This is a genomic window from Candidatus Zixiibacteriota bacterium (genome assembly GCA_018820315.1).
Lineage (GTDB): Bacteria > Zixibacteria > MSB-5A5 > JAABVY01 > JAHJOQ01 > JAHJOQ01.
The window spans coordinates 22,871-43,520 of record JAHJOQ010000152.1 but is presented as its reverse complement, the minus strand read 5'-3'; the positions used below and the strand labels follow the sequence as shown (position 1 = coordinate 43,520).

Sequence of the window (20,650 nt, the reverse complement as noted above, 5' to 3'; positions counted from 1 at the left end):
ATCAAACCTTCGGCATAAAATACCCGTTGTCGATAATATCGGGATCATCCGGAAAATCGAACCCCGAGCAGCCGAGCTTCTTGTTGCCTTGAATGCGGTAACGGGAAGTCTGGATAGATGCAGACCGCGTCCGCGACACGGACTCTGCGAATGCCGGCAGATAAGGTACTGTGACTGCTGCCACCGATGCGGTACCGATCATTTTGATGAATGCACGCCGTCTCATCAGGATGTCTCCTCGGTCAACTGAAAATTAGCGACCAATGCATACGGCACCAGCATCACGACTGAATACTGCGGATACAGCACTCTCTCCTTCGACAACATCCGGCAATTCGAGAACGCTTCAAGAATCGACTGCTGCATGCGCATATTCACGATTGCATTTGTCACTTCACCATTTTCGATCAGAAATGTACCGTCACGCGTCGTGCCTGTCACCATTGTTTTCATGGGGTTGAGGTAGTTCACGTACCAGAAATGCGTGACATAGATGCCGCGGTCGACAGAACGGATCATCTCGTCAACAGTTACGTCACCGCCTTTCATCACCATGTGTTTTGGATATGGTGTGAAACTCCTGGTGGCGATATGCGCGTGACCGGTCGACTCGACACCTTCACCCAGGAGATTCGCATCGTAGGAATTCGAAACTACACCTTTCGCAACTCCGTTTGTGATCAGCTCGACTTCTTTGCGCGGCACGCCTTCGTAGTCAAACGGCATACCGAGCATTTGGGAATTGTAGGCCTCATCGCGCACGCTGAAGTTGCCACCGGCTATCGGCGTGCCGATCTTGCCGGCCATAAACGACCTGTGCTGGACAAACGTCTTGCTGCCGAATCCCATGAACGCGAGAAACAGAAGCAACTGACCGACAGCGGCTGGTTCAAGTAGTACAGTGTAGCTTCCGGATGGAAGCGAAATCGGATCGACGGTGCGCATAGCCTTGTCTACGGCAGTCTCTGCTACCGCCCCCAGATTGATTTTGGAGACATCGCGGTTGTACGCAATACCGTATCCGGAAGCGCCTGTTTCTCCGCTGACTGTCAATGACAATTCAGCACTCGTGCCTTCAAAATACTGTTCCGTGCCGAGCGAATTTATCACAGCCACTCTGTTAGTGACAGTTTTGAACGCACCTGCAGTCTTGAGATTGTGCATCGCAGCGATTTTGTTCATCTGCCAGACAGCGTTTGCACGATCCACCGGTGAGAAATTCGCAGTCGACTCAAAAAGAGCCGCGACCTCGGCCGCCTTCGGAGACTTGGGAAGGGATACAAAGTCTTCATCGTCATCCTGAAACGTGCTGATATCGACTGCATCGGAGATAGCTTTCCTGACATCTTCTATCGTCAGTCTGTTCGTAGATGCAATACCGATTTTCTTGCCGATGACCGTGCGGGCAACGATCGAGCAGTCATCGCTCATCATGTTCTGCTGGATTTGGCTCTCAGCAACATGAGTAAGACTGAACGCCTCGCCGTCAAAGACAAGCTCCGTCTGATCGGCAGGCGAGGATTTCATTGCCTCATGCAGTATCGAAAGGATCTGATCCCGCTGCGACATCTATGCACCCACCTTGATCTGCCTGAACCTGCATGGTGCAGCGCCCTGCGCTGTGCGGCCATTCTGCGACGGCTGCCCCTTGCCGCAATTCGGCGTTCCCCAAAGCGTCCAGAGAGAGCTATCGCCTATAGCGTCGCATGCATTCCAAAAATTGACCGTACTGCTGGAGTAGTTTGGAGCCTTCACCATCTCGCCAAGTTGACCGTTCTTGATTTCCCAACCAACTTCGCATCCGAGCTGGAAACTCTCGCGATTGTCATCGATTGACCAGCTATCGACTGTTTCCATGTATATACCATCATCGATCCCGCCGATCAAATCATCAAACGACGAATCCCCCGGCCGCAGAAGGACATTTGTAATTCTGACAATCGGCGGATTCTGCCAACCATCAGCCATACCGGCACCGGTTGACGCTCTGCCGATACGCGCTGCACTCTCACGATTCGAGAGGTATCCCACAAAAATGCCATTCTTTATCAAGTCAGCAGGCCGAGCCTTCACGCCCTCGTCGTCGTATCCCCAGGTGGCAAGACCGCCGGGGTGGGTCGAGTCTGCGACCACATTGATGATCGATGAGCCATACTGAAGCTCTCCGAGTTTGTCACTCGTAGCAAACGATGTCCCGCTGAAATTACGCTCCGATCCGAACACGCGATCGAGTTCGAGCGCGTGACCTATCGACTCATGTATTTGCAGCGAGACCTGATCGGCCGACAGGACGATATCATAAACGCCCGATGGCGCATCTTTGGCAGACATTAGCGCAACAGCCTGCTCAGCGATTCTCGGAAGACCTTCCTCGAAACCGATCTCGTCAATCAGCTCATAACCCCTGGCCATGTACTGTCCCGACGATGACGGAAATGATCTCTCAGAGCGTTCGTGGCGCGATTTGGCGATTCCACACGATGCCCCCGCTCCTGAATGAAGCAACACTTGTTCGATCTCGGAGCCATCTGACGATGCAAAAAACTTGTTGATGCGTCTGAAATTCATGAAGCAATTGGAAGAGTTGATTTCCGAGAGCTTATGCATGATCGCATCGTACTCTTTCAGCTTCTCGATCTTCTCTGCCAGTGATATCGTGAATGGGTCGATCTTGAATTGAGTCTTGTACGTATCCTTGACTGCATCGATAGGTGCGAGTTCAACCTTGCGGTCATTGATCTTCGCAGAAGTTTTCGCAATCTCAACAGCCTGCCTCGCCATTCTGCGCACTGAGTCCTCGGTGAGATCATAGCTCGCTGAAAAGCCCCACGCAGAATTTGCAAGCACACGAATGCCAAAGCCGGCTGACGTATTGCGATCGAGCAGCCCCGGTTTGCCATCAGATACTTCTATATTCTCGTTACGGATCTCCTCGAATCGGAAATCGGCGTACGATGCTCCGAGACGGGTTGCCTCGGCTACAGCCAATTGCGCTAACTTGTCGATCTGCATGCAGCTATACTAAATCAATTGAGTTCAAACATCAAGGGAAAGATGGCGGACAAGAGATGCGAGTTGGCTATGCGAGAAATTGCAGCACGACAAGAATGACAACGACCAGAATATACCCCACAATCCCCAACATCCGCGCGGTGCCGACAGACACGAGATTGCAGGATTCTCGGCCTGCAAAGACTGAGCCTTTAAGAAGAATCGTCAGAACAATCCAGTACAGCATTGCAATCTGCGCAACAGTGTCCACCAGGCTGAATTTGCCAATCGGCCACCCCCCCCATCCTAAGCCGTCATGAACGATTCGTGCAAGCCAGATGTGGAACAGCCCTGCTCCCAGAACCAGGAAAACTGTCGTCCAGAGAACCTGCTTGCTGAAAAGCTTGATCGTCGGAGTGTTTGCTGTCAACCCAAATGCAGAAAACAGCAGAAGCGATGCAGTGAAGAGAGCTGCCACCATGAAACCGTACTGCACGATCACGAGCCATGCAGGCGGAATGCCCTCAAACCTGAAAGGAAGAGTCTCGTCATTAGACTCGGCATTCTCCGGAAGAATTGCAAGCAAAGTGCTGTCAGGCAACTCTGCCCGGAAATAGTAATCCAATTTCTTTCCGGGTGAATAAGGTGCCAGCCAGACTTCATAATCATCCAGCGCATCCTCTCCCAGAGGTGCTTCCTGCCGTATGAAATTCACTCCAATGTTCTCCTTTACTTCCATCTCCGGTCGATACATCAGGAAAACCTTGAACGCGCCGGGAGCTTTCGGACCCGAGACTCTGACCGTGAACAACGGAGAAGTGTCTTTACCTGCATGCACAAATGATGCCGTATGCTTCATCGTGAATGCACTGGTCTTCGCAGTGATTTCGATCGGACGATCTTTGTGAGATTGGATGAACCTCGAAGCAAAAAGAACAGCGAGTGTCAGGATAATTGCGGAGATGACTTTCCAGGGCCTCAATGTCACTCTCCGCCGACTACAGTGGCCTCTTTTTCGGTCAGCTTGAGTTTCTCCTGCTGATCGGCAAGGCTGAGCGCTTCGATGATCTGGTTGAGATCACCCTGAAGGATATTATCGAGTTGATGAATGGTCAGTCCGATCCTGTGATCGGTGACTCTTCCCTGCGGGAAGTTGTAAGTGCGGATCTTGGCCGACCTGTCTCCGGTCGAGACCATCGACTTGCGCTGATCCGCAATTTCACCATGCTGCTTCTCCTCCGCCTGTTCAAGGAGCCTCGTGCGCAGCACCTTCATCGCCTTGTTCTTGTTCTTTAACTGCGACTTCTCATCCTGACAGGTCACGACCATGCCAGTCGGAATGTGCGTGATGCGGACAGCGGAATCGGTAGTGTTGACAGACTGTCCGCCAGGTCCTGAAGATCGGAAGACATCGATTTTGAGTTCATTGGGATTGATAGCGATATCAATTTCTTCAGCCTCAGGGAGAACTGCGACTGATGCGGCTGAAGTATGGATTCGCCCAGATGATTCAGTCACCGGAACACGCTGGACTCTGTGCACACCCGATTCGTATTTCAGCTTCCCATACGCGCCATCACCAACTACAAGTACAATAATCTCCTTGAAACCACCAACGCCGGTTGGATGAGATGACAAAATATCTGTTCTCCAGCCCATATTATCTGCAAAGCGAGTGTACATGCGATACATGTCTGCAGCGAACAAGGCCGCCTCGTCGCCTCCCGTCCCGGCCCGAATCTCCATCACAGTGTTCTTCGAATCGTTGGGATCGCGCGGGATAAGGAGCAGCTTCAGTTCTTTCTCGGCACTCTCCATCTCAGTGTAGAGATCATCGAGCTCTGATCTAGCCAGCTCTGCCAATTCCTTGTCGCTATCGTCACGGCAAATCTGCTCGTTATCCTCGAGCTGCCGCGATATCTTCCTGTACCTTCTCCCGACCTCCAGAATCTCGCTTACATCTCTGTGCTGCTTGGAGATCTTGCGAAGTTTCTTCAGATCGTTGATTACCTCGGGGGACGCAAGCTGATCCGACAGTTCTGCCAGCTTCGCCTCAAGCTTATCGATGACAGCAAGCATCGTACTCACTTCTCGATGATCACTTTCTCCGATTGGCCTTCCATTCTGAGCGAATTCTTCAGTGCGACGATTGCGACTTCAAGTTGATCAAGAGACGGCTCCCTGGTAGTCATTGCCTGAAGCCAAAGCCCCGGCGAAATGAAAATCTTAGTGATGATATTCTCCCTCGTGCGACCTGATAGCTTCAGGAGTTCATAAGAACCGCCTGCCACAAGAGGAAGCAGGGAGAAATGCACGAGGAATCTCATCGGGAGAGTCGGGGGAGCACCGGTCACAACCGCGTAAATCGTGTCGGATATGCTGTAGATGATTATTGCCAGAATTGCTACTATAAGTATAAAACTTGTTCCGCATCTCGGATGGCGTGTTGTGAATTTCTGCGCCTCTTCCGGCAAAAGATCTTTGCCCGATTCGAACGCCCAAATAGACTTATGTTCTGCGCCATGATATTGAAACACACGCCTGAGATCATTGAAGTGTGAGATAGCCCAGATATAAACCAAGAACATCGCCACGCGAAAGACACCGGCCACGAGGTTAAATGAGAGCGCATCTTTCTTCACATGCAGCAGTGATGAAAACCACAGAGGAAGGAAGAAAAATATGCCGACTCCGAGCGCAATAGCGGCAACCGCTGTCAGTATCAGCATTGTGCTTGTGGAACTGGCAGGCTTATCGGCTTCGACGTCCTTGCCCTGTTCCCGCTCGATATCGGCGGCAGCGACCTCGGCGGAGTAGTTCAGCGATCTAATCCCGATGATGAGCATCTCCACAAAAGAGATCGCTCCACGCACTATCGGAATCCCAAAGAATTTTTTCCGTTTGGAGATTGGGACGAAGTCCTCATTCCTGACTTCGATAGTCCCGTCGCTCCGTCTCACTGCCGTAGAGACGCGGTCGGTGGAACGCATCATTACGCCTTCAATTACCGCCTGCCCACCTACACTCAAATCCGGCATGCTTCTACCTGGATATGCGACTATTCCAGTCGCTATTAGGCAAACAAATAGCGACATTTCACCGTTGAAATGCCGCCATGAACTCAGCTACTTGGAAGCTTCTTTTTCTTCAGAAGCCTTCGACTTATCGGCCAGATTATACTTGCGTCTATAGCGCTCGACACGTCCTGCCGTGTCAATCAGCTTCTGCTTTCCAGTAAAGAATGGATGGCAGGAAGAGCAAATCTCTACCTTGAGTTCCTTAACCGTAGAACGAGTTTCGAATGCATTGCCGCAAGCGCAGGTAACCATGGCCTTATGATACTTCGGATGAATTTTCTCTTTCACGAGAATCTCCTTCAAGAATTTTGCCCTAATGTATTTCTTTTCCGGCAAAAATCAAGCTAATTGTGCCCACCATTACCTAACTTCCGGGGACGGTCTCAGGTTCCCTCAAAACCCTTATTTATGCCTTTTAAACTGTTCAGAGCGGTCTGCATCTGCTAAATTCCACGAAATCACTGTTTAAGAGAGACGAGTGCAGAATGCCGGAAATTGAGTTGAACGCAAAATTGATTGAAAAAACCGAGATAGCTCCGGGCCTGATGATACTACGGATAGCTCCGGTTGGATGGAGCCTGTCCGAATTCTTTCCCGGTCAGTACGCTATGCTCGGCCTTCCAGCATCCGCCCCCCGCTGCCCCGATTCCGACCCCGAACAAACCGATAACGGGCCTGATATGTTCTTTCAGCGATCCTATTCGATAACGTCGACCCCTGACAATCTTGAGTACGTGGAGTTTTATGTTACCCTTGTCAAATCGGGCGCATTCTCCCCACGGCTTTTCGCCCTGAATGTCGGGGACAAACTCCGGATGTCGAAAAACTTCTCCGGTCTCTTTACACTGCTGAGGGTTCCCGAAGAATCAAACCTGATCTTTCTTGCCACCGGCACAGGCCTATCGCCCTGCCTTAGCATGATCAGGTCGGAGACCGGCACCGCCTCAAAGCGCAGGATAGCTCTTATCCATAGTGCCAGACGCAGCTCCGAACTCGGTTTCAGTTCTGAGCTCGCAGAATTGGAGAAACGCCGATACAATTTCACGTACATCAAATCTATCAGCCGCCCGCACGAAGAGGCCGAGCCGTGGAAAGGCAACACCGGGTATGTCCAGGATCTATGGAGCAAAAGCCTGATCGAAAAAGCTTGGGGTTTCCCTCCAACCCCAGACAATACACATGTATTCGTTTCCGGAAACCCCGCCATGTGCGATTCGATGACCGATATCCTGCTTGCTGAAGGATACAAAGAACAGACCTTTAAAGAACCGGGCGAGCTTCACTTGGAGCGCTTCTGGTAGCCTCAGGCATCGGCGCCTCTATCCGGCCTTATTCAAGTTGACATAATTCGGCCTGATTTCTATATTTTCGGCCGAACTGGTTCAAGATTGGACTCTTGATGCGTGTTGACGAACTCCTCAGTGTTGGCGGAATAATTCTAATCGGTTTGATAGGCGGCAAACTCTCGCACCGCTTCAAAATCCCGAGGGTCACCGGCTACATGCTTGTCGGCCTGCTATTTGGACCCTCCGTACTCGGTCTGATATCATCAGAAACACTCAGAGACATCCGCATGGTGAATGATCTCGCGCTTGGAATGATACTCTTCGCCATAGGTGGCGAAATCGAATGGAGCCACATCCGCGCAATGGGCAGGAGGATTATCTTCATTGCTCTGGCCGAGAGTTTCGGCGCATTTGTGCTGGTATTCTCCGCCACAGTTCTGATAACAAACGATTTCGGCCTTGCGATACTCCTCGGATCGATCAGCATGGCAACCGCACCCGGCGTCACTCTCCTGGTCATCAGGGAGTACTCTTCGAGAGGACCACTCACCGAATCGCTCCTGGCTGTGGTAGCGATCAACAATGTTCTAAGCCTGGTTGTGTTCCGGTTCTTCTTCTCGTTCTATTCGCTTGCTCAAGGAGATCCCGTCAGCACAGTCGCCTTTGATCTGTTCAAAGAGCTCATAATATCGGTCACAATTGGTGCAGCTATCGCTGGAGTCATCACGCTGTGGGAGAAGAAAATCGATGACCTCTCTGAGCTGCTGCTGGTAATCGTCGGCGGACTGATTGTCGGGATCGGTCTCGCGAGAAGTATCGGGATTTCGCCGCTGCTGGTCTGCCTGATAATCGGCGCAGTTACCAACAATCTATCCGTTATGCACAAGCTTGTCTACCCCGAGCTCCGCCAGACAGAAATGCCATTTTACATAGCGTTTTTCGTGCTCTCGGGAGCAAGTCTCGAGTTACACATGATGTCCAGTCTCGGGTTGCTCGGAGTTGCATATCTTGTGGCGAGGCCTCTCGGGAAATTCATAGGATCATATTTTGCGGCATCGAGAACGCAGGAGCCACCACAGGTAACAAAGAACCTCGGCATGGCTCTCCTGCCGCAAGCGGGGGTTGCTATCGGGCTGGCCTACACAATTTCGCAGACCCACCCCGATATTGGACAGGTTATTACCGCGGTTATTTTGTCATCAGTGATAGTATACGAGGGGATCGGCCCCTTCCTGACAAGATTGGCTCTCGCAAGAGCCAACGAGATTCACTTGCAGGAATAGCACAACTCTTTGAACATCTATCCAACAATATTCCGGCCACCATCGACAACGACGAAGTGACCGCAAATCATACTGGCTTGATTCGATGCAAGGAACGCTGCCACATTGGCGACATCTTCCGGCTCGACTATCCTGCCGGTAGGAGTGTGGAAAGCCGCATGCTCTATAACTTTCTCGGACCCCGGTATAGAGCGGAATGACTTGGTGTCAGCGAGACCGGCCAGGATTCCGTTGACTACGATTCCTTTTCGACCCAGTTCGAACGCCAGCCCTCGAGTGACAGACTCAAGCGCCGCTTTCGCCGGACCGACAACGCCGTAACCGGGGAGCACTTTCTGCCCGCCATCACTGGTGATACTGATTATTCTCCCCCAGCCGTTCATCAGCGGGACTGCGAGCTTAGTCATGTCGAGAAGTGATCGAGCAGATGCCGAAAGAGTGACATCCCAGTGGCGGGATTTAGTGTCCATAAGGTTGCCCGGTACGCCCCAGGCGGCATTGGCTACAAGGATGTCGAGCTGACCGAATTGCGACTTGATCTCGTCGAACATCTTGGCCAAACTCTCTTCTTTGCCTACATCAGCGCGGTGTGAGAACGATTTAGTACCGATGGTCTTGATATCATCGACAACAGACTCGGCCTCAGACATGCTCCTGCGGTAGTTGACCACCACATTGACGCCCTCCTGCGCAAGCCTGAGAGCTATTGCTCGGCCAAACCCGCGCGATGCTCCAGTCACGAGCGCATGTCGTCCCTTCAGTTCAGGGTACATCTGGCTCCTCGCTTGTTGATCTCTCGTTCTTGCAGCAGTTTCTTTCACAAGTTCAGTCATATCATCACCTCTTACTGGAGTCAGAGATACGCAACCGATGTCAGCCTAACATGTTCCATTTGAGTCCAATTTAGATTTGAGACCAAAATCGTCAGTCGACATTCAAATGTCAACTAAATTTGTCGTGCATACTTTTCAGCTGACAAGAAGCAGCGGCAGATGTTCCTGCTGTCGGTGCGTGTTGAGGAAGATGCTCAGACTCTTAAACGCCACACATCAGCTTCGTCTGAAATAGACCAGATATGTGAAGAAACGAATTGCTGCAAATGCAGGCACCATCGCGATCAGGAAGTATGGCACTCTATGGTTGATGACTTCCCAGCCGATCATACCGATCCAAAATACACCGACAACCATCAGGGTCACCCGGTTAGCCAAAAGCCAGCATAGCCGCTGTCTCTCGTCCATTCCCATCACATCCATCTCACTCTTCATGACTCTACCTCCAGCTCGAACAGTTCTTCTACGCTCATTCCGAGAGCTCTCGCAATGCGAAACGCTAGGAGCGTTGACGGCACATATTGCCCTTTCTCCGTCGAAATGATCGTCTGACGGCTGACGCCGACTATGTCAGCAAGAGCCTGCTGCGTCAGATCGAGCCGCGCCCTGTGCTGCTTAATGTGGTTTCTTAGCTTCGCGTGCTCAACACCCATCTCAATCTCCGTCTGACACTAATGTAAAGTATACATTACTATCTGTCAAGTGGTTTTTACATCATGTAGCGGAGGAACAAAGGTAGGGAAGGATTGTCCTCAAGCCTGCCAACTCAACTCAAGAGGCAGGTTTCGGTGAAACCTGCCCTTGTATCACCAATGATACGTTAGCAGTCAGCAACACCGTTGTTGTCGGTGTCGCATGGTGGTGGTCCACCAGAGAATATGTATCCGATGATATAAACGACATCGTCGATATCGATGCCTCCGCTGCAGTCGGCGTCGCCTGATTCCAACTGCGCAGGTGCTGGGCCGCCGGAGAATATGTAGGCTATGAGATAGACAACGTCATCTATATCAACTGCCCCGCTGGTGTCAACATCTCCACAGATGTGATCACACGCGTCACCGATCTGATCACCGTCAGAATCTTCCTGACCCGGATTGAACACATCAATGCAATTATCACACAGATCGCCGACACCGTCGACGTCGGAGTCTGCCTGGTTTGGATTGTAGGTATCAGGGCAGTTATCAAGTTCGCAAGTGTTCTCCGGATGCCCCGGGTCACCATAATAGTCTCCGTCTGAATCGACGCATGTATACTCGCCTCCGAAGTGGAAAAGGTCGGAATACTCAGTTGAATCGCCATCTGGCCTGAACGCCTTAACTCTCCAGAAATAGACATTGCTGTCGAGAGCAATCGACGGAACGTAGTTGTTATCGGTCAAGCCATCAAACGAATAGTCGATTGAGGAGAAGAGAGGATCCTCGCTGAGCTCGAGACGATAGGAATCCTGATCCTCGTGCCAGCAGGTCGACCACCTGAATGCAGGGAATTCAGTGAAATCCGCATCACCATTTTCCGGCAGATATAGTCTCGGTTTAAGGAATGGCATCATGAATCTCGCACCGTACGCATCCTGATTGCCATTTCTGGTATCTGTCCAGACAGTGTTAACCGTATCGTGGTTTGAATGAACGCCGATATACTCAGCAAACAGACCAGCCATCGGCTGGCGCACCGGCTGATTCTTCACCAGCATAGTGCCGTCTGGTTCTACGACATCGTTCGGAACATGCGACTTCATCGAAAAAGCAAAATCGGGACTGCTCGATACTTCTGAGAGGCGCATATTCGTGATATAAGTCTCGCCACCATCAAATGATGCGCTGAAGAATGCATCAAACTCGCGCAAAACGGGGCCGACGCGCTGATCGTAGAAAATCAGCAGTACGACACCGTCTTCGTTAACGACCAACCAGGGATGGAATTGATCGATGTTCTGATCGGGAGGATCATCGTTGACCACCTGTCTATCGGTCCAGGTCAGTCCGTTGTCGGTCGATTTGCGAACGGTGACATCAGTCTCAGGAGCGCCGCCCGGTGCGTACTGGCATTGTGAGATGTAAATGGTATTGTTGTATGGGCCGCCAGATATGTCGCAATCGCCATTCGGCATTCCGTACGTGTCAATTCCGCCATCGACATTATTGTAGCCGAAGTTGCTGTAGAATGCCGGAGCTGCCAGATTGAACGTCAACCCACCATCGGTAGACCATGTGTGTTGAATCGCCCACTGGAAACTGCACTCCCATGGATCGATATCATAACCCTGCCAGAAGACATGCACGTCTCCGTCGGCGTCGACAATCGGAATTGAGAACTGCCCTGCATCGAAGAACCCACCGCAGTTCTCATAATATGGAGAGGGGCCAACTTTCACCGTGTCATCAAATGTCTGGCACCCGTCGGTTGATCTGACAAGTATCATTCGTGTCGGGCCACTATAGAATCTTGTCCATGAGCAGTAGTAGTTGCCGTCATGGGCACCACCGGTTCTATCGACAGCAGTGAACTGCTTGTCCTCGAATGTACCGGGAATCCACGGGTTTGTTGCGACGGGGCCCGTCCATGAGACGCCTCCATCGGTCGAGCGATAGACGACGATGAAGCTCTCGCCGATGCCCCCTGAGTTATAGTTCAGCATGTTTGCATAGAAAGTCCCGAATTGATCGCCAACAAGACAGGGATCGGACTGCCTGTCATACGGTACATCGGTGAACAGAGAGTCTGACCAGGTAGCGCCGCCATCGGTCGAGACTCCAATCCCGACTCTGCGATAGCCGAGACGCCAATCGCGCCAGTCGGCAATGACAATATTGGAATTCACGGGGCTGACCCAGATCTGTTCTTCATTCTGAAGATACGGTGTCGTATCTGAATTCAATTTCACATTTGGTGGTGTTGCAAGGGCTGAGACAGCCAAGAGAGCGACGAGGGTCGCACTGATAAGCATCAGCAGTGGTGAGTGTCGATAATGCATGAGCAGTCCTCCAGATATTAGCCCGGATTTGATCTGATCCTACAATCCGGGCGATTTGTTGACTTCTGACTTGAAATACGACTTAGCGCAGACTGGTCAGTCAGGCGCTAAATAAGAGACGTAAAGATTCTGCCGATGTCAAAACTCGGTCTACTAGCTACCTACGTGAGTACAGATCGGTATGTTTCTGAGAAGATACAACAAAGCTGGGAAAAAGCCAGGGCTAAAGGCCGTCGCAGTATCCGTGGCGGTAATGGAAATATTCGCAGAATCCCGCATTGGCGACGTCCCACCAGTCGGGAAATGGGACGCCGTCTTCGGCCTCGAAATCACCGACTAACTCGGCATGCCCCTCCGACACTCTGAAATACCAGAAGTGGCTGTTGATGCAGCCGGCCGGACAGTCGCCATCTGCTCGCCGGAGGAGAAATGTCATAAAAGTCCCTACTTCCCAGGGATAGAGATTGGATTGATCGCCAACGTTGACATAAATCCCGGTTCCGGTGATTCCGCCTCGTAATTGCCCCAAATCCCAGTAGCTGTCCGCGAGCAGATCAGGGTTGAGCCTTCCCAGAAATGAGAGTTGCACCTGCTGCGAGATTCCCAGATCGGTAGTATCTATATCCGTTACGCGAAAGAGTGAATTCAGCGAGTCCCAGTCGGTGTAAGCTCCGATTCGCAATTTCGCTCTGGCAGCGGAATCAACGAGGACAATGATTTCACTCGGCTGGAATGGATATGCGAACTGAATGCTGTCGAGCTGCGGCACGCTGTCGGAATATGTCTGCCGCACGATGTTCAACGCATCGACAATTCTGTTGTAATCCCTCGTGTAGGCAACGACCTTACCGACCATCCAGAGAGCCATCAACTCTGCCTCTTCATTATCACGCGGCGATTCGGCGAGCTGATTCTGTAGATCGACAAGATCGTCAGGCGGCTCAGGTTCCGGATCTACGCTGCGGCCGCAGGATACTAGAACAAGACTGCCAGCCAGCGCCAGTATCAAAAGAGTGTATGCTGTCTTCACTGCGCTCACAGCTCACTTTCCCTTCACCAATGAAACGCACTCAACAGCATAATGTTCAGTGCTAAGCTCTATCCCACTCCGGTCGCAGCCGCGACTGAATCTCCCATGCATCGAGAATGACAAGTGCCGCCATATTCTCGATCACCGGTATAATCCGGGGCATGATGCATGGATCGTGACGCCCATGCACCTCAATTTCGCGGTTTTGCCCGCTGAGATCAATAGTCTTCTGAGGTTGCGCTATCGAAGAAGTCGGTTTGACAGCTACTCGCAGAGTTATTGGCTGGCCGGTAGAAATGCCGCCCGTGATTCCTCCGGCATTATTGCTCACGAATCCGCCATCTGTCATCGGATCATTTGATTCGCTTCCGCGCAAACGAGCCAGCTCAAATCCTCTGCCCACCTCGACACCTTTTGTTGCGCCGATAGTCATGATCGCATACGTCAGTCGGGCGTCGAGCTTGAAGAATACCGGATCGCCGAGCCCTGCAGGTACGCCATGGATTTCAAGCTGTGCTATGCCACCGACCGAGTCGTTGGACTCTTTCACCTTGAGGATCGCTTCTTCCATCTTCTTGGCGGCGACAGGATCGGCGCAGCGAACTATGTTCTTTTCAATTGCATCCAAATCATATGCCTGAGCCTTCACACCGGCAATTTCAACCGAGTGTGCAACGACGCGTATGCCCTTCTCTGCAAGCTGCTTCTTTGCGATCGCTCCGCACGCGACCCTTCCGGCGGTCTCGCGCCCCGATGATCTCCCTCCGCCGCGATAATCTCGCAGTCCGTATTTCTTGTAGAATGTAAAATCAGCGTGCCCCGGCCTGAAGATGTCGCGCAGGCTTTCATACTTGGACGGGTCCTGATCGCGATTGTAAATCACCATTGCAATCGGCGCTCCGGTGGTCAGACCTTTGAACACACCAGACAAGATGTGCACCTGATCCGATTCTCTTCGCGGAGTAGTAACAGTGCTCTGCCCCGGACGGCGACGATCAAGCTCGGACTGAATGTCAGCGGCAGTGATTTCGATGCCGGGCCTGACACCATCGAGCACAGCTCCAATTGCCGGACCGTGGCTCTCTCCGAAAGTAGTTACACGAATGATCTCTCCGAACGTATTCGCCGACTTGAATCTGATCACAAGCTCGCTGCCGACCAGATCTGCGATTTCCATCGCAATTTCATCGACTGATCTGTCTCCATTTTCGATTCGAATATCAGCAAACGGGCTGATCGCATCCAGAGCAGATTGCCCCAATGAATCGACGATCAGAACAATGATAGAATCGTCGCGCAGCACTCGACGCCTGTCGGGATCGAGCATGTCTGACGCCTCGACCGCAATTGCATGCCAATCAAGTGAAGCAATATCTGACCAGGTACCTACACTCGCGCACTTAAGCCCGAGGTGGCTGGCTACTACCTGACCTATGACTCCGACCTGCGAGTCCCTGTGTCCTGTGATAACTATCTTCATATCGGTATAACTATAACATCTGATCGGCATAGCGCAAGCAAAACTGCATGACCCGGCATTCCAGCCAACCGCGAGTTCACAGACAACCAGTGGTTTATGAATTGCGCAGGTTTAACAACAACCGTATATTCATGCCTATAATCGAGTACGATTTATCAGGGTTCGCGTGTGGCAATTTTCAGAAACAGAATCACAGTTCGTCTTCAGGATACCGATGCTGCCGGTATTCTCTTCTTTGCAAACCAATTCGTCTATGCACACGAGACATATGAGAAGCTGATGGAAGATATCGGAGTCAGCTTTGCCCACATATTCGAGCACGAATCCTTCCTAATCCCGCTCGTTCATGCCGAGGCTGATTACAATGAGAAACTTCGCGTCGGGCAGCCTCTGGAGGTTGAACTCACGGTCGAGAATATCGGCACCACATCATTTGCTCTGGCGTACGTCCTGAAATCAGAAGATGACAGCGTGGTCGGAACATGCAGGACGGTACATGTGACCGCCGGCAAATCTGACCTCAAGAAGATCCCGCTTCCGGACAGGTTGCGGGAAGGTCTGGAAAGATACCGCAATGCATAATCCTAAGTGTTCTCGTTATGGCGCCAGAGAGTGTGGAGTTGTTTCCTGTCTATTTTTCCGATTGAAGTTCGTGGAAGTTGATCGAGTTCGATTATCGCTTTTGGGATGAACATATCCGGCAAATTCGCATTTAGATGTTCATGTAGTCCATTCATTTCAGAGCCTGAATCGTCATGACATACAAATAGCACAGGTCTCGCTCCCCACTTTCTATCTTCGACGCCGATAACCGCACATTCTGTGACTCCGGGAAAAGCGAGTGCTGCCTTCTCTATCTGCGCAGGGTGAATATTCTCACCGCCCGATATGAACATGTCATCCCTGCGTCCAACAACATGCAGATAAGAATCATCATCGAGCCAGCCGATGTCACCGGTGCGGAACCAGCCGTCCTTGTCGAACACCTCAGATCGATCCCTGCCGAGATAACTTTTGAAAACCTTCTTCCCTCTTATACAAATCTCTCCGTTCATCCCCGATTCTACCGTCTCGTCTTCATCATCGACGATCTTGAGTTCGGTATTTTCCAGAGGCGATCCGGATGAAGATAGCTTCTCTGGGGGGCTCTCCGGGGAGAGAGTGCAAAGCTGCGATGCCGCTTCGGTCAATCCATACGTTGGCAGCACCGGCAAATTGAGTTCTCTTATCGTTTCGATCAACCGTTCCGATACCGCTGCACCACCAAGGAGGATCGCTCTGAGGCTGTCGGGGAATTTTCTCATTTTCCTTGAAGCAAGAAGTGAATCGAGCATCGTCGGAACAAGTGATAGATGTGTCAGTTGACCGCGATCTATGAGCCGATTGACCACATCCGGAGCAAAGCTATCTGCAACATATGCAGAGCATCCGTCAAGCGCGGTCCTGAAAAGGATAGACATGCCTCCGACATGACAGAACGGCAAGGCTGCAAGCCAGCAGTCTTGATGTGTGAGCTTGATGTTTTCATTCGATGCGAGCGCATTGCAGAAGTGATTGCCAAGTGTGAGAATCACTCCCTTCGGATCACCGGAGCTTCCGGAGGTGAAGACAATAGATGCTTCATGTTCTGTCGACACTTCATGCAACACCGAAAACGAATCTGCCGAATATGGCTCGCTGCCTATCCCCCCTCCTACATCCTCCATAAGCAAGTATCTCATGCCTATGTCATCCGCAAAGGCAATCCGCTCGCGGTCAATCACAAGAGCGCTTGGCGTGAGTTTCATGATGCAATCTTCCCAACTGCGAGGATCGAGCCGTGTATTGATTGGAGCAAGAGTAGCTCCAATACGGTACGCTGCGAAAATCAGGATTGCGTATTCGACCGAGTTCTGAGCGATGACCGCGATCCTATCTCCCGTCTCGATGCCGAGATCGTGCAGTCCGATTGCGCATCTATGAATGCGCTCTTCAAGTTCGCCGTAGCTGAGACTAGCATTCTCATTCACCAATGCGAGAGAGTCAGGGCTGCTCTCGGCGAGTTTATGAACGGGACAAACGATCCCCTCTTTGGTCATTGGGCTGGTCCCGGTCGAAGTGTGACACCGAGTCCCGGCGCCTCTGGTATTGCCATTCTGCCATCAGAAATAATCAGAGACTCCTCAATGAGGCTATCTGTCAGGTACCTCAGCGTGTCGAACCCGCACGGGAGTACTCTTTCGCCGAGTGACGCAGCCAGATGTAGACATGCTGCTATGCCGATTCCGGTCTCCAGTGTCGATGTAACGACAGCTTTCTTACCGAATTTGTGGGCATGATCGATCAGCTCGCGCGATCGCGCGATACCGCCAAGCACTGTCGGCTTGATAACGACGGTCGTGACAGCATCCAACTTGATCAGGCGCTGGAACATGTCTCTGTCTCGAACAGTCTCATCGAGCGCAATCGGCACTGCACATCCGGAGAAAAGCTCATCGAATCGCGACAGTTCAGACTCCTGCAGAGGCTCCTCAACATACTCGATTCGCAAGTCTCGCATCTGGGATAATGCAAATGCTGCGCTCTCGAAGTCCCACGCCCGGTTCGCATCGATGCGGATTGATACGTCACCACCGAGGGCATCGCGCGCAGCTTGGATCCTCAGTATATCTTCATCTACCGATGCTGCACCAACTTTGATCTTAACAGCCGTGAAGCCCGCCAAATTGTGACGGTCAATGGAATCTGTATATCCTGACATCACCGCATTCACCGGCACCTGTCGAGTGAAGCCCGGATCGACAAGTTGTGCAAGCGGCATGCCTTTCGATCTTGAGATCGCATCCGAGACTGCAGTCTCGAAGCCAAATATCACTGATGGAGGAAGACTGCCATCAACGCATTCTTCGAGAAATGATGTCAGTCGCGATATATCGCGCGGCACGTCTGTATTGTCTAGTCGGCGGCTCAACGCCTCCGCAGCAGCCTTCGCTGTTTCAAGACTTTCGTCGCTGAAATGCTCGAGCGGAGCGATCTCCCCCGCACCTCGAATGCCATCTTCGGATTCGGCAATCACAAATAGTCCCCGACGAAGAACAGTGGCTGTTCTGGAGGTCAGGAACTCCTGTTTGAACGGGACTTCGTACGGCCTCAGATGGAAATGAAACTTCATCACAACATCCATCCAACCGAGAACAGCAGTCCATACAGGGCAAGCAGTCCCCCTGTTTTCGCGAGTGTGCCGTTGAGAACTTCGCCGGATGATTCAGTGAGAACCGCCTTCACCACAGATGCACCGGGGATCAGAATCAGGGCGGTCAGAATTGAGTATGGATGTGTTCCATCGCAGAGGCTTATAATCAATGGAAAGAGTGCAGCTACGACCAGAAACAGAATGTACTCGACCCTGGCGAACGACCTGCCGAATCTGACGGCCAGAGTTTTCTTGCCTGTCCTGCTGTCGGTGTCGTAATCACGCAGGTTGTTAACGGTCAGAATCGCCGCTGATAGCATGCCGGGAGGCAAGCCCGCAAGCAGAACAGTCGCGTTGTAATCAAGCGTGACGACATAATACGTACCACAGACTGCGACCGGTCCGTAGAAAATCAACACGAAAACATCTCCGAGGCCGTGATAGCCGAGAGGATATGGGCCGGCTGTGTATAGTATCCCGAAAAGTATCGACGACAGTCCGATTATCACAATCGGTATTCCGCCTCGCCAGACGAGATAGATGCCGATTAGAAATGCGAGAGTGAACATGGCCATTGTCGCGAACTTCATCTTCTTCGGAGATACCAGACCCGCCTGTGTGACACGCAACGGACCTATCCTCTCGCTGTCATCGACTTTTTTCAAGTAGTCGAACAGGTCGTTGGCGAAGTTCGTACCTACTTGAATGAGAACGGACCCTATGAAAGCGAAGACAAATGAGAGAGTATGGAAGACGCCGGTATCGTAGGCAATCGCACCCCCGATCACGACCGGCACGATTCCAGCCCACAATGTCTTCGGACGGGCTGCGAGAAGCCAGATTCGTGGCTTGCTAAGATCTGTTTCGGCTGTCATCTTTTTGCTTATGGATGTCTCCTGAACTTGGAGAAATCTGGCTTTCTCTTTTCGACGAAAGCGTTGCGCCCCTCCTGACCTTCCTCAGACATGTAAAACAGCATCGTCGTATTGCCCGCCAATTCCTGCAGACCCGCCTGACCATCACAGTCGGCATTTAGAGCTGCCTTCAGGCATCGTATTGCCATCGGACTATTGGCAAGAATCTCACGGCACCAGGCGATGGTCTCTTCCTCCAGGCGTTCGTATGGCACGACATGATTGACAAGTCCCATGTCGAGCGCCTGTTTTGCGTCGTACTGACGACACAGGAACCAAATTTCCCGCGCTTTCTTCTGGCCGACAATTCGAGCCATGTAACTTGAGCCATAGCCGCCGTCAAACGATCCGACCTTCGGTCCGGTCTGACCAAACCGTGCATTGTCGGCTGCGATAGTCAGGTCACACATGAGATGCAACACATGTCCGCCGCCGATGGCATATCCTGCCACCATTGCGATCACAGGCTTGGGAAGTGTGCGTATCAGACGTTGCAGATCGAGCACGTTGAGGCGTTGCACTCCCTCACCGTCTTTGTAACCGGCCTCTCCCCGTATTTTCTGATCACCGCCGGAGCAGAAAGCCTCCTTACCTTCGCCAGTCAGAATAACAACGCCGATGTCAGCGTCCTCCCTGGCATCCATGAATGCGGCTATCATTTCATTGACAGTCTTCGGTCTGAATGCATTTCTGACTTCAGGCCGATTGATCGTGACCTTGGCTATGCCCTCCCCTTTCTCATACCTGATATCCTCAAACTGAATAGCCGTTTCCCATTTGACATTTGACATTGCCATCTATCTCCTCGGTACAGACACTGATTTTGCTATGAATTCGCGAATAAGATCACCGAAAAGCACCTGTCGCTCGAAATGAACATTGTGGCCCGCGTTCGGCACTTCTTCCAACCGACAATTCCTGAGCGATACCGTCATTTCTCGATTTATGTCTCTAAATTTACTGTCCTCTGCCCCAACTACAAGCAAAACAGGAATCGACAGTTCACGGAGTCTACTCCAGAGTGGGACCTGTGTACCGGTTCCTGCTCCACGAAGTGACAAAGCAATTCCATCTGTGTCTAACTGCTGCCTTCGTGCCATGAATTTGCTGTACTGTTTGTCGTTCTTTCTCATTCTGTCAAAGAGCGGCATACGGTACCATTCCTCAACAAATGCAGCGACCCCGATCTCTTTCAGTCTTAATGCTCTCTTATCATCCTCCTTGATGCGCTGCTGCCTCTCCTCATCAGATTTCAGTCCCGGGCTGGAGCTTTCGAGAATGAGCCCTGAGAACAACCCCGGGTTTTGAAGAGCGGTGTAGAGCGCTATTCTCCCACCCATCGAGTAACCGAGAAGAGCCGGCTTCTGCAGGCCCTGCATATCAGCAACCGCGACAATCGATCGTGCTGTCGATTCGAATGTGTATTGTTCGGCATCTGGAGACATGCTCCTTCCATGGCCGGGAAGATCCGGCATCACGCAGAAGAAGTGGTCCGACAACCGTGCCGCTATTGCCATCCAATCGGCACCACTGCCGAGAAAGCCGTGCAGGAGTATTACCGCTGGGAGCGATGAAGCTCCTACTGTTATGTGTTTCAGATTCAT

Annotated in this window: 21 protein-coding genes; 3 read left to right on the top strand and 18 right to left on the bottom strand. The window is 51.7% G+C overall.

Annotated elements, in window-relative coordinates:
* Position 1: 1 nt before the first annotated feature.
* The 7 genes from KKH67_14815 to rpmE form a co-directional block, all read right to left on the bottom strand.
* Positions 2 to 226: a hypothetical protein gene (locus KKH67_14815; GenBank protein MBU1320453.1), complete on the bottom strand. Its 225-nt coding sequence runs from the start codon at positions 224 to 226 to the stop codon at positions 2 to 4.
* Positions 226 to 1,569, bottom strand: a complete 1,344-nt coding sequence (locus KKH67_14810; GenBank protein ID MBU1320452.1) for a TldD/PmbA family protein — start codon at positions 1,567 to 1,569, stop codon at positions 226 to 228. The genes KKH67_14815 and KKH67_14810 overlap by 1 nt, the downstream gene beginning before the upstream one ends.
* Positions 1,570 to 3,012, bottom strand: a complete 1,443-nt coding sequence (locus KKH67_14805) for a TldD/PmbA family protein (GenBank protein ID MBU1320451.1) — start codon at positions 3,010 to 3,012, stop codon at positions 1,570 to 1,572.
* A gap of 67 nt (positions 3,013 to 3,079) precedes the next feature.
* Positions 3,080 to 3,973 (bottom strand): hypothetical protein, encoded by an 894-nt coding sequence (locus tag KKH67_14800; protein ID MBU1320450.1) that lies wholly within the window; start codon positions 3,971 to 3,973, stop codon positions 3,080 to 3,082.
* A gap of 2 nt (positions 3,974 to 3,975) precedes the next feature.
* Entirely contained in the window at positions 3,976 to 5,070 is a 1,095-nt protein-coding gene (prfA, locus tag KKH67_14795) for a peptide chain release factor 1 (GenBank protein ID MBU1320449.1), read from the bottom strand.
* A gap of 5 nt (positions 5,071 to 5,075) precedes the next feature.
* Complete coding sequence (locus KKH67_14790; GenBank protein MBU1320448.1) at positions 5,076 to 6,029, bottom strand: DUF1385 domain-containing protein; 954 nt, start codon at positions 6,027 to 6,029, stop codon at positions 5,076 to 5,078.
* Between the two features lie 87 nt (positions 6,030 to 6,116).
* Positions 6,117 to 6,356 (bottom strand): 50S ribosomal protein L31, encoded by a 240-nt coding sequence (rpmE, locus tag KKH67_14785; GenBank protein MBU1320447.1) that lies wholly within the window; start codon positions 6,354 to 6,356, stop codon positions 6,117 to 6,119.
* A 197-nt stretch (positions 6,357 to 6,553) separates the two neighbouring features.
* On the opposite strand from rpmE, the gene KKH67_14780 reads away from it, so the two are divergent.
* The gene (locus tag KKH67_14780) at positions 6,554 to 7,369 is read left to right on the top strand and encodes a ferredoxin--NADP reductase (protein MBU1320446.1); all 816 of its coding nucleotides are present in this window, start codon (positions 6,554 to 6,556) and stop codon (positions 7,367 to 7,369) included.
* Between the two features lie 98 nt (positions 7,370 to 7,467).
* Positions 7,468 to 8,637 (top strand): cation:proton antiporter, encoded by a 1,170-nt coding sequence (locus KKH67_14775; GenBank protein ID MBU1320445.1) that lies wholly within the window; start codon positions 7,468 to 7,470, stop codon positions 8,635 to 8,637.
* A 17-nt stretch (positions 8,638 to 8,654) separates the two neighbouring features.
* On the opposite strand, the gene KKH67_14770 is transcribed toward KKH67_14775, so the two are convergent.
* From KKH67_14770 to aroC, 6 genes are all read right to left on the bottom strand, one after another.
* Positions 8,655 to 9,470, bottom strand: a complete 816-nt coding sequence (locus KKH67_14770; protein MBU1320444.1) for an SDR family oxidoreductase — start codon at positions 9,468 to 9,470, stop codon at positions 8,655 to 8,657.
* A gap of 216 nt (positions 9,471 to 9,686) precedes the next feature.
* Positions 9,687 to 9,905, bottom strand: a complete 219-nt coding sequence (locus KKH67_14765) for a hypothetical protein (protein MBU1320443.1) — start codon at positions 9,903 to 9,905, stop codon at positions 9,687 to 9,689.
* A complete protein-coding gene (locus tag KKH67_14760) occupies positions 9,902 to 10,123 on the bottom strand; it encodes a helix-turn-helix transcriptional regulator (GenBank protein MBU1320442.1) in 222 nt (73 codons plus the stop codon). Before KKH67_14760 ends, KKH67_14765 begins: the two co-directional genes overlap by 4 nt.
* Positions 10,124 to 10,290: 167 nt before the next feature.
* Entirely contained in the window at positions 10,291 to 12,450 is a 2,160-nt protein-coding gene (locus tag KKH67_14755) for a hypothetical protein (GenBank protein ID MBU1320441.1), read from the bottom strand.
* 223 nt (positions 12,451 to 12,673) lie between these two features.
* Entirely contained in the window at positions 12,674 to 13,489 is an 816-nt protein-coding gene (locus KKH67_14750; protein MBU1320440.1) for a hypothetical protein, read from the bottom strand.
* 52 nt (positions 13,490 to 13,541) lie between these two features.
* Complete coding sequence (aroC, locus tag KKH67_14745; protein MBU1320439.1) at positions 13,542 to 14,657, bottom strand: chorismate synthase; 1,116 nt, start codon at positions 14,655 to 14,657, stop codon at positions 13,542 to 13,544.
* A 471-nt stretch (positions 14,658 to 15,128) separates the two neighbouring features.
* Between aroC and KKH67_14740 the strand changes: the two genes are divergently transcribed.
* Positions 15,129 to 15,542, top strand: a complete 414-nt coding sequence (locus tag KKH67_14740) for an acyl-CoA thioesterase (GenBank protein MBU1320438.1) — start codon at positions 15,129 to 15,131, stop codon at positions 15,540 to 15,542.
* A gap of 2 nt (positions 15,543 to 15,544) precedes the next feature.
* On the opposite strand, the gene menE is transcribed toward KKH67_14740, so the two are convergent.
* From menE to menH, 5 genes are read right to left on the bottom strand one after another with little or no spacing between them, the layout of a single operon-like run.
* On the bottom strand, positions 15,545 to 17,038 hold the full coding sequence (menE, locus tag KKH67_14735) for an o-succinylbenzoate--CoA ligase (protein ID MBU1320437.1): 1,494 nt from the start codon (positions 17,036 to 17,038) through the stop codon (positions 15,545 to 15,547).
* Complete coding sequence (menC, locus tag KKH67_14730) at positions 17,035 to 18,111, bottom strand: o-succinylbenzoate synthase (GenBank protein MBU1320436.1); 1,077 nt, start codon at positions 18,109 to 18,111, stop codon at positions 17,035 to 17,037. Before menC ends, menE begins: the two co-directional genes overlap by 4 nt.
* The gene (locus KKH67_14725) at positions 18,111 to 19,007 is read right to left on the bottom strand and encodes a 1,4-dihydroxy-2-naphthoate polyprenyltransferase (GenBank protein MBU1320435.1); all 897 of its coding nucleotides are present in this window, start codon (positions 19,005 to 19,007) and stop codon (positions 18,111 to 18,113) included. The genes menC and KKH67_14725 overlap by 1 nt, the downstream gene beginning before the upstream one ends.
* A gap of 8 nt (positions 19,008 to 19,015) precedes the next feature.
* A complete protein-coding gene (gene menB / locus KKH67_14720; GenBank protein MBU1320434.1) occupies positions 19,016 to 19,837 on the bottom strand; it encodes a 1,4-dihydroxy-2-naphthoyl-CoA synthase in 822 nt (273 codons plus the stop codon).
* Between the two features lie 6 nt (positions 19,838 to 19,843).
* Complete coding sequence (menH, locus tag KKH67_14715) at positions 19,844 to 20,650, bottom strand: 2-succinyl-6-hydroxy-2,4-cyclohexadiene-1-carboxylate synthase (GenBank protein ID MBU1320433.1); 807 nt, start codon at positions 20,648 to 20,650, stop codon at positions 19,844 to 19,846.

Coding starts and splice junctions, on each gene's coding strand:
- KKH67_14815 (MBU1320453.1), bottom strand. CDS start 226: ATGAGACGGCGTGCATTCATCAAAATGATCGGTACCGCATCGGTGGCA.
- KKH67_14810 (MBU1320452.1), bottom strand. CDS start 1,569: ATGTCGCAGCGGGATCAGATCCTTTCGATACTGCATGAGGCAATGAAA.
- KKH67_14765 (MBU1320443.1), bottom strand. CDS start 9,905: ATGAAGAGTGAGATGGATGTGATGGGAATGGACGAGAGACAGCGGCTA.
- menC (MBU1320436.1), bottom strand. CDS start 18,111: ATGAAGTTTCATTTCCATCTGAGGCCGTACGAAGTCCCGTTCAAACAG.
- KKH67_14770 (MBU1320444.1), bottom strand. CDS start 9,470: ATGACTGAACTTGTGAAAGAAACTGCTGCAAGAACGAGAGATCAACAA.
- KKH67_14725 (MBU1320435.1), bottom strand. CDS start 19,007: ATGACAGCCGAAACAGATCTTAGCAAGCCACGAATCTGGCTTCTCGCA.
- KKH67_14775 (MBU1320445.1), top strand. CDS start 7,468: ATGCGTGTTGACGAACTCCTCAGTGTTGGCGGAATAATTCTAATCGGT.
- KKH67_14790 (MBU1320448.1), bottom strand. CDS start 6,029: ATGCCGGATTTGAGTGTAGGTGGGCAGGCGGTAATTGAAGGCGTAATG.
- aroC (MBU1320439.1), bottom strand. CDS start 14,657: ATGGAAATCGCAGATCTGGTCGGCAGCGAGCTTGTGATCAGATTCAAG.
- KKH67_14755 (MBU1320441.1), bottom strand. CDS start 12,450: ATGCATTATCGACACTCACCACTGCTGATGCTTATCAGTGCGACCCTC.
- KKH67_14780 (MBU1320446.1), top strand. CDS start 6,554: ATGCCGGAAATTGAGTTGAACGCAAAATTGATTGAAAAAACCGAGATA.
- menE (MBU1320437.1), bottom strand. CDS start 17,038: ATGACCAAAGAGGGGATCGTTTGTCCCGTTCATAAACTCGCCGAGAGC.
- menB (MBU1320434.1), bottom strand. CDS start 19,837: ATGTCAAATGTCAAATGGGAAACGGCTATTCAGTTTGAGGATATCAGG.
- KKH67_14760 (MBU1320442.1), bottom strand. CDS start 10,123: ATGGGTGTTGAGCACGCGAAGCTAAGAAACCACATTAAGCAGCACAGG.
- KKH67_14805 (MBU1320451.1), bottom strand. CDS start 3,012: ATGCAGATCGACAAGTTAGCGCAATTGGCTGTAGCCGAGGCAACCCGT.
- prfA (MBU1320449.1), bottom strand. CDS start 5,070: ATGCTTGCTGTCATCGATAAGCTTGAGGCGAAGCTGGCAGAACTGTCG.
- menH (MBU1320433.1), bottom strand. CDS start 20,650: ATGAATCTGAAACACATAACAGTAGGAGCTTCATCGCTCCCAGCGGTA.